This window comes from Pseudonocardia pini (genome assembly GCF_013870575.1).
In the GTDB taxonomy this organism is placed as follows: domain Bacteria; phylum Actinomycetota; class Actinomycetes; order Mycobacteriales; family Pseudonocardiaceae; genus Pseudonocardia; species Pseudonocardia pini.
Genome location: NZ_JACBXB010000320.1, coordinates 1 through 5993 on the forward strand (window position 1 = coordinate 1; position 5993 = coordinate 5993).

Consider the following 5993-nt stretch of genomic DNA (forward strand, 5'->3'; position numbering starts at 1 on the left):
GGAGGGCTACCTGACGGCCGCGGCCGCGCTCGGCGTGGAGCCCGGCTCCTGCCTGGTCGTCGAGGACAGCACCCCGGGTCTGGCCGCGGGCTATGCCGCCGGGATGTACACCGCGGCGCTCCGCGGCCTGCGCGGGGACCTCAGCATCTCCGGCCTGCCCGACCTGGCGGACCTGCTCAGCGAGTGGACCCCGCCACGATCTCCGGCACCCTCGCGTTGATCCAGCCGATCAGCCCCGAGAGGTGCAGGGTGAGGTCCCGCCCCAGGTCGGTGAGCGCATAGGAGACCTGCGGCGGCGTACTGGGCACCACGGTGCGGACCACGAACCCGTCGCCCTCCAGGGTGCGCAGGGTCTGGGCCAGCATCTTCTCGCTCACCCCGCCCACCCGCCGTCGCAACGCGCTGAACCGCGTCTCCCCGTCCTCGAGGAGCGCGACGAGCACGAGCACGGCCCACTTGGACGTGATGTGGTCCAGCACCACCCGGGCGGGGCAGTCGCTGTCGAACGCGTCACCCGGGCCGGGCCACGACACCGCCTCGACCTGCGCGCTCACGGCCGCCTCCCGTCCTTACCCCGAGGTACGTACTTACGCAGAGAAAGTACATCACCGTAGGTTCGTGTGAAGACCGAACCGAGGAGGAACACCTTCATGATCGTGGTGACCGGAGTCAGCGGCAATCTCGGCCGCGTCGTCATCGAGGACCTGTTGACGAAGCTGCCCGGGGACGAGCTGATCGCCGTCTCGCGCACACCCGCCTCCATCGAGGCGTACGGCACCTCGCGCAACGTCGACGTCCGGCAGGGCGACTACGAGGATCCGGCGAGCCTGGAGAAGGCGTTCGGGGGCGCCGAGGTCGTGCTGATCGTGTCGTCGCCGGACGTCACCCCGGGCACCCGGCCGCGCCAGCACGGCAACGCGATCGCCGCGGCGAAGGCCGTCGGCGCGAAGCGCATCGTCTACACCAGCGCGATCTCGGCCGACACCGGCCCGGGGTTCCTCGCCGACCACGCCGCGACCGAGGCCCTGCTGCGCGAGTCCGGGGTGCCGTTCACCGCGCTGCGCAACAGCTTCTACACCGACTTCTTCGTGAACCCCGCCGCCGTGTCGGCGGCGATCGCGGCGGGTGAGACCGTGGCGGCCGACGGCGGCCGGGCGCTGAACACCGCGACCATCCTCGACTTCGGGCTCGCCGCCTCCGCGGTGCTGACCGACGAGGGGCACGAGAACCGCACGTACGAGCTACGCGGCCCGCTCTGGACCTACGACGAGCTCGCCGCCGTGATCAGCGAGGAGTCCGGCTCGCCCGTCGCCCACCGGGCCATCCCGCTGTCGGAGGCGGGCGAGGGCGCCTTCGTGGGGCAGCTGGTCAGCGACGGCTTCTTCGCCGAGCCCTCGGACGACCTGGCCACGCTGCTGGGCCGCCCGGCGACCGGGATCCGGGAGGTCGTCCGCGAGGCACTGGCGTCCGGCCGGGGTCAGCGGTAGCGCTCCACGATCCGCCGCTTCACCAGCTTCCCCGTGGGCGTGCGGGGCAGCGAGTCGGTGAAGTCGACGCGCCGGGGGCACTTGTAGCGCGCGATCCGGGTCCGGACGAACTCCAGCAGCTCCCGCTCGAGCTCCGGACCCGGCGCCGCGCCCTCGGCAGGCACCACGACGGCGAGGACCTGCTCCCCCATCTCCTCGTCCGGCATCCCGACCACGCCGACGTCGTGCACCGCGGGGTGCAGGGCGAAGGCGTCCTCGATCTCCTGCGGGTAGATGTTCACACCCCCCGAGATGATCATGAAGGCCTTGCGGTCGGTGAGGAAGAGCCAGCCGTCCTCGTCGACGTAGCCCAGGTCGCCGGTCGTGGACCAGTTGGGGTGCCGCGGGTGCCGGGAGTCGGCGGTCTTCGCCGGGTCACCGTGGTAGCTGAAGGTCGGCTCGTCCCGCTCGAAGTAGATGGTGCCGACCTGGCGCGGGCCGACCTCCGCGCCCGCGTCGTCGCAGATCCGGAGCACGCCGACCGTCGCCCGCCCGACGGACCCGGGGTGCGCCAGCCACTCCGCGGACGAGATCCGCGTCTGCCCCGGCGACTCGGTGGAGCTGTAGTACTCCTCCAGCACCGGGCCCCACCACTCGATCATCCGGCGCTTGACCTCGACCGGGCACGGCGCCGCGGCGTGCACCGCGACCCGCAGCGACGAGACGTCGTAGCGGGCGCGGACCTCGGCGGGCAGCTTGAGCAGCCGCACGAACATCGTGGGCACCCACTGGCTGTGGGTGATCCGGAACCGCTCGATGTCGGCGAGCGCGCGCTCCGCGTCGAAGCGGTCCGCGATCACCAGGGTGCCGCCGACCGCGTGGGTCATCGCGCCGAACCGCAGCGGCGCGGAGTGGTACTGCGGGGCGGGCGAGTAGTAGACGGTGTCCCGGTCGAAGCCGTAGACCGGTGCGAAGACCTCGAGCATCGCGTCCCCGGGCTCGTCGACCCGCCGTTCGGGCAGCGGCCGCAGGATCCCCTTGGGACGCCCGGTGGTCCCGCTGGAGTAGAGCATGTCGCTCCCGGCGGGCTCGTGCTCCAGCGGCGCGGCGGACACCGCCGCGAGCGCACCCTCGTAGTCCTCGTGCCCCGCCACCGACCCGCCCACGGCGAGCCTGCGGCGCACCCGCGGGGTGCCCGCGACGACCGCCTCCGCGAGGCCCGGCAGGGCCGCCGAGACCACGAGGACCTGCGCCTCGCAGTCGTCGACGATGTAGGCCGCCTCGTCGGGGGTCAGGTGGCTGTTCACCGCGGTCACGACCAGCCCGGACCGGACGGCGGCCCAGTAGGCCTCGAACACCTCCGGCCGGTTCTCCGACACGACGGCGACGTGGTCGCCCGGGCCGAGACCGGCCTCGGCGAACACGCGGGCCAGCCGGACCGAACGCTCGTCGAGCTCGGCGTAGGTCTGGACGATCCCATCGAGCGGTCCGCCGGACATGATCGTGGCCGGGTGGTCGGGGGCCTTGCGGGCCCAGGTGCCGGGGTACACGTCAGAACTCCGCCGCGCTGCGCATGCCCCCAGTTCTAGCCCACTGAACGATCGATCAGCTACCCCTCGGCGGCCAGTTCGGCGTGTTCGACCCGGAGGTCCTTCTTGAGGATCTTCCCGCTGGGGTTCTTGGGCAGTGACTCCGCGAACACGACGTACTTGGGGCGCTTGTAGCCGGCGAGCTTCTCCTTCGCGTGCGCGTCGACCTGCTCGCGGCTGAGCTCGACACCCTGCTTCGGGACGACGACGGCGGTCACCGCCTCGATCCAGTGCGGGTGGCTGATGCCGAACACGGCCACCTCCGCGACGCCGTCGAGCAGGTAGAGGGCCTCCTCGACCTCCCGGGACGCCACGTTCTCCCCACCCGTCTTGATCATGTCCTTCTTGCGGTCCACGACCGCCAGGTAGCCCTCGGCGTCGATCACCCCGAGGTCACCGGAGTGGAACCAGCCGTTCCGGAAGGCCGCGGCCGTCTTCTCCTCGTCGTTGTAGTAGCCCAGCGCCGCGTGCGGCGAGCGGTGCACGATCTCGCCCACCTCGCCGGTCGGGACCTCGTCGTCCTCGTCGTCGACCACGCGGGTCTCCACGTTGAGCGACGCGCGCCCCGCGCTGCCCGCCCTCGGCAGCTGCTCCTCGGGGCGCAGGATCGTGGCCAGCGGGGACATCTCGGTCTGGCCGTAGAAGTTCCAGAACCGCACCTCGGGGAGGCGGCGCTGCAGCTCGCGGAGCACCTCGACGGGCATGGCCGCGGCGCCGTAGTAGCCCTTGCGCAGGGTGGACAGGTCGCGGGTGTCGAAGTCCGGGTGGCGCAGCAGGGAGATCCACACCGTGGGCGGGCAGAACAGCTTGGTGACCTTCTCGCGCTCGATCGTCTCGAGCAGGGTGGCCGCGTCGGCGCCGGGCAGGATGATGCTGGTGGCGCCCAGGTAGACGTCGACCGAGAAGAAGCAGTCCAGCTGCGCGCAGTGGTACATCGGCAGGGAGTGCACCTCGACGTCCTCGGCCGCCATGCCGCCGTCGACGATGCAGGACACGTACTGGCTGACCAGCGACTTCGACGAGAGCATCACGCCCTTGGGGCGGGACTCGGTGCCGGAGGTGTACATCAGGCGCAGGGGGTCGTCGTCTGCCACGTCGACGTCCGGGGCGCCGGCCGAACCCTCGGCGATCCAGGTCCCGACGTCCTCCCAGTCCCCGCTCGGCGCGGTCCCGGCGAGCGCGATCCAGCCGCGGACCCCGCCCTCGAGGCCCGCCACGGCGATCGCCTTCTCGGCGGTGGGCGCGAGGGCGTCCTCGGTGACCAGTCCCTTCGCGCCGGAGTGGCCGAGGATGAAGCCGATCTCCTCGGCGTTGAGCATGAAGTTCACCGGCACCAGCACCACGCCCAGCCGCGCGGTGGCGAAGGCCAGCACCGCGAACTCCCACGAGTTGTGGCTCAGCAGGGCCAGCCGGTCACCCTTGACGAGCCCCCTGCCCGCCAACGAGTTCGCGCACCGGTTCACGGCCTCGTCGAACTCGGTGAAGGTGGCCCGGCGCTCGGCGGCGACCACCGCGAGCTTGTCCGGGTAGCGCTTCGCGGTGCGGTGCAACAGGTCCCCGAGGGCGTGCCTGCGGGTCCGCGCGATGGCGGCGGTGGTCTCGGGCGTGAACGCTGCGACGTCGGACACACCCGCAATCTACGGGAGCGTCAGGATTCGCGGACCCCCCTCGGTGATCGCGAGGGTGTGCTCGGCGTGGGCGGCACGGCTGCCGTCGGCGGTGCGCAGCGTCCAGCCGTCCCGGTCGTGCCGGTAGCCGTCCCGGCCGCCCGCCAGCAGCATGGGCTCGATCGCGATCACCAGGCCGGGCTCGAGCCGCAGGCCGCGGTTCGCCTTGGCCTCGTTGGGCACGTGGGGCTCCTCGTGCATCGACCGGCCGACGCCGTGGCCGCCGTGGTCGGCGAGCATCCCGTAGCCCGCTCCCCGCGCGACGGCCGCGACCGCCGCGCCGATGTCCCCCAGCCGCGCGCCCGGCTGCGCCGCGTCGATGCCCGCCTGCAGGGCGGCCTCCGTCGTGGCGATCAGCTTCTCGTCCCCCGGATCGCCCTCCCCCACGACCACGGAGAACGCCGCGTCGGCGCACCAGCCGTCGAGGTGCAGGGCGAAGTCCACCGACAGCAGGTCTCCCCGTCGCAGCTTCGCGCGGGCGGGGATGCCGTGCACGACGGCGTCGTTCACGCTCACGCACAGCACGCCCGGGTACGGGGTGGGGGCCCAGCGCGGGTGGTAGCCGCGGAAGCTGGAGACGGCCCCGGCCTCGGCGATCAGGTCCGCCGCCAGCGCGTCCAGCTCCGTGGGTCGCACGCCCGGCGCGGCCCGCTCGCGCACCGCGGCGAGGATCCGTGCGACGGCGGAGCCCGCGGCGTCGATCGCGTCGATCTCCCCGGGCGTCTTCAGCTCGATCACGGGAGATAACAATACCGGTATTAGTATGACGTCCATGGTGCGCGTCCCCCTGACCGCCGAGGACCGCGAGCGCGGTGAACGGCTCGGTTCCCTGCTGCGCGCCGCGCGCGGCGAGCGGAGCATCGGCGCGGTCGCGGCGGCCGCCGACATCTCGCCGGAGACCCTGCGGAAGATCGAGACCGGGCGGATCCCCACGCCCGCCTTCTTCACGGTCGCGGCGCTGGCCACCGAGCTGGGGCTGTCGCTGGCGGCACTCGCGGAGTGCGGGCAGACGGACGGGGCGAGTCCCGCGGCATGAGCCTCGACCCCGCGCCGCTCGTCGCGAGAGTCCGGAAGGCCGCGGCGTCCGGGCCGTATGCGCTGGAACGCACGGACGCCGGGTTCGTGCTGACCGCGGAGGTCACCGGCCCGCCGCGGGCGCGCGGTCGGCGGCACACCGAGCGGCTCACCCATGTCGTCGCGTTGGATCCCGCCGCAGGCACGTACCGGGTCACCGACACCCGCTATACCCTCGGCGAGGCCGCGGAGCAGGG

General features: G+C 72.6%; 8 protein-coding genes. 4 read left to right on the forward strand and 4 right to left on the reverse strand.

Going from position 1 to position 5993, the window contains the following annotated elements; genetic code table 11:
* Positions 1–220, forward strand: a 220-nt coding sequence (locus H5J29_RS18160; RefSeq protein ID WP_181782147.1) for an HAD-IA family hydrolase, incomplete at its 5' end; no start/stop codon positions are given.
* Here the strand turns inward: H5J29_RS18160 and H5J29_RS18165 are convergent.
* Positions 177–554 carry a winged helix-turn-helix transcriptional regulator gene (locus H5J29_RS18165; protein ID WP_181782148.1) on the reverse strand — a complete coding sequence of 126 codons (378 nt, stop codon included), beginning with the start codon at positions 552–554 and terminating at the stop codon, positions 177–179. The two genes, H5J29_RS18160 and H5J29_RS18165, sit on opposite strands and share 44 nt — an antisense overlap.
* Positions 555–620: 66 nt before the next feature.
* On the opposite strand from H5J29_RS18165, the gene H5J29_RS18170 reads away from it, so the two are divergent.
* Positions 621–1487, forward strand: coding sequence for an NAD(P)H-binding protein (locus tag H5J29_RS18170; RefSeq protein ID WP_181782149.1), 867 nt, complete (start codon positions 621–623; stop codon positions 1485–1487).
* Here the strand turns inward: H5J29_RS18170 and H5J29_RS18175 are convergent.
* From H5J29_RS18175 to map, 3 genes are read right to left on the reverse strand one after another with little or no spacing between them, the layout of a single operon-like run.
* Complete coding sequence (locus tag H5J29_RS18175) at positions 1478–3016, reverse strand: acyl-CoA synthetase (protein ID WP_181782150.1); 1539 nt, start codon at positions 3014–3016, stop codon at positions 1478–1480. The two genes, H5J29_RS18170 and H5J29_RS18175, sit on opposite strands and share 10 nt — an antisense overlap.
* A gap of 59 nt (positions 3017–3075) precedes the next feature.
* Positions 3076–4683: an acyl-CoA synthetase gene (locus H5J29_RS18180; RefSeq protein ID WP_181782151.1), complete on the reverse strand. Its 1608-nt coding sequence runs from the start codon at positions 4681–4683 to the stop codon at positions 3076–3078.
* A 9-nt stretch (positions 4684–4692) separates the two neighbouring features.
* On the reverse strand, positions 4693–5460 hold the full coding sequence (gene map / locus H5J29_RS18185) for a type I methionyl aminopeptidase (RefSeq protein WP_181782152.1): 768 nt from the start codon (positions 5458–5460) through the stop codon (positions 4693–4695).
* Between the two features lie 34 nt (positions 5461–5494).
* Here map and H5J29_RS18190 point away from each other — a divergent pair, with 34 nt between their 5' ends.
* Together H5J29_RS18190 and H5J29_RS18195 are read left to right on the forward strand one after the other, a co-directional pair.
* Complete coding sequence (locus tag H5J29_RS18190) at positions 5495–5758, forward strand: helix-turn-helix domain-containing protein (protein ID WP_181782153.1); 264 nt, start codon at positions 5495–5497, stop codon at positions 5756–5758.
* On the forward strand, positions 5755–5993 hold a 239-nt coding region (locus H5J29_RS18195; RefSeq protein ID WP_181782154.1), incomplete at its 3' end, for a hypothetical protein. The genes H5J29_RS18190 and H5J29_RS18195, both read left to right, overlap by 4 nt.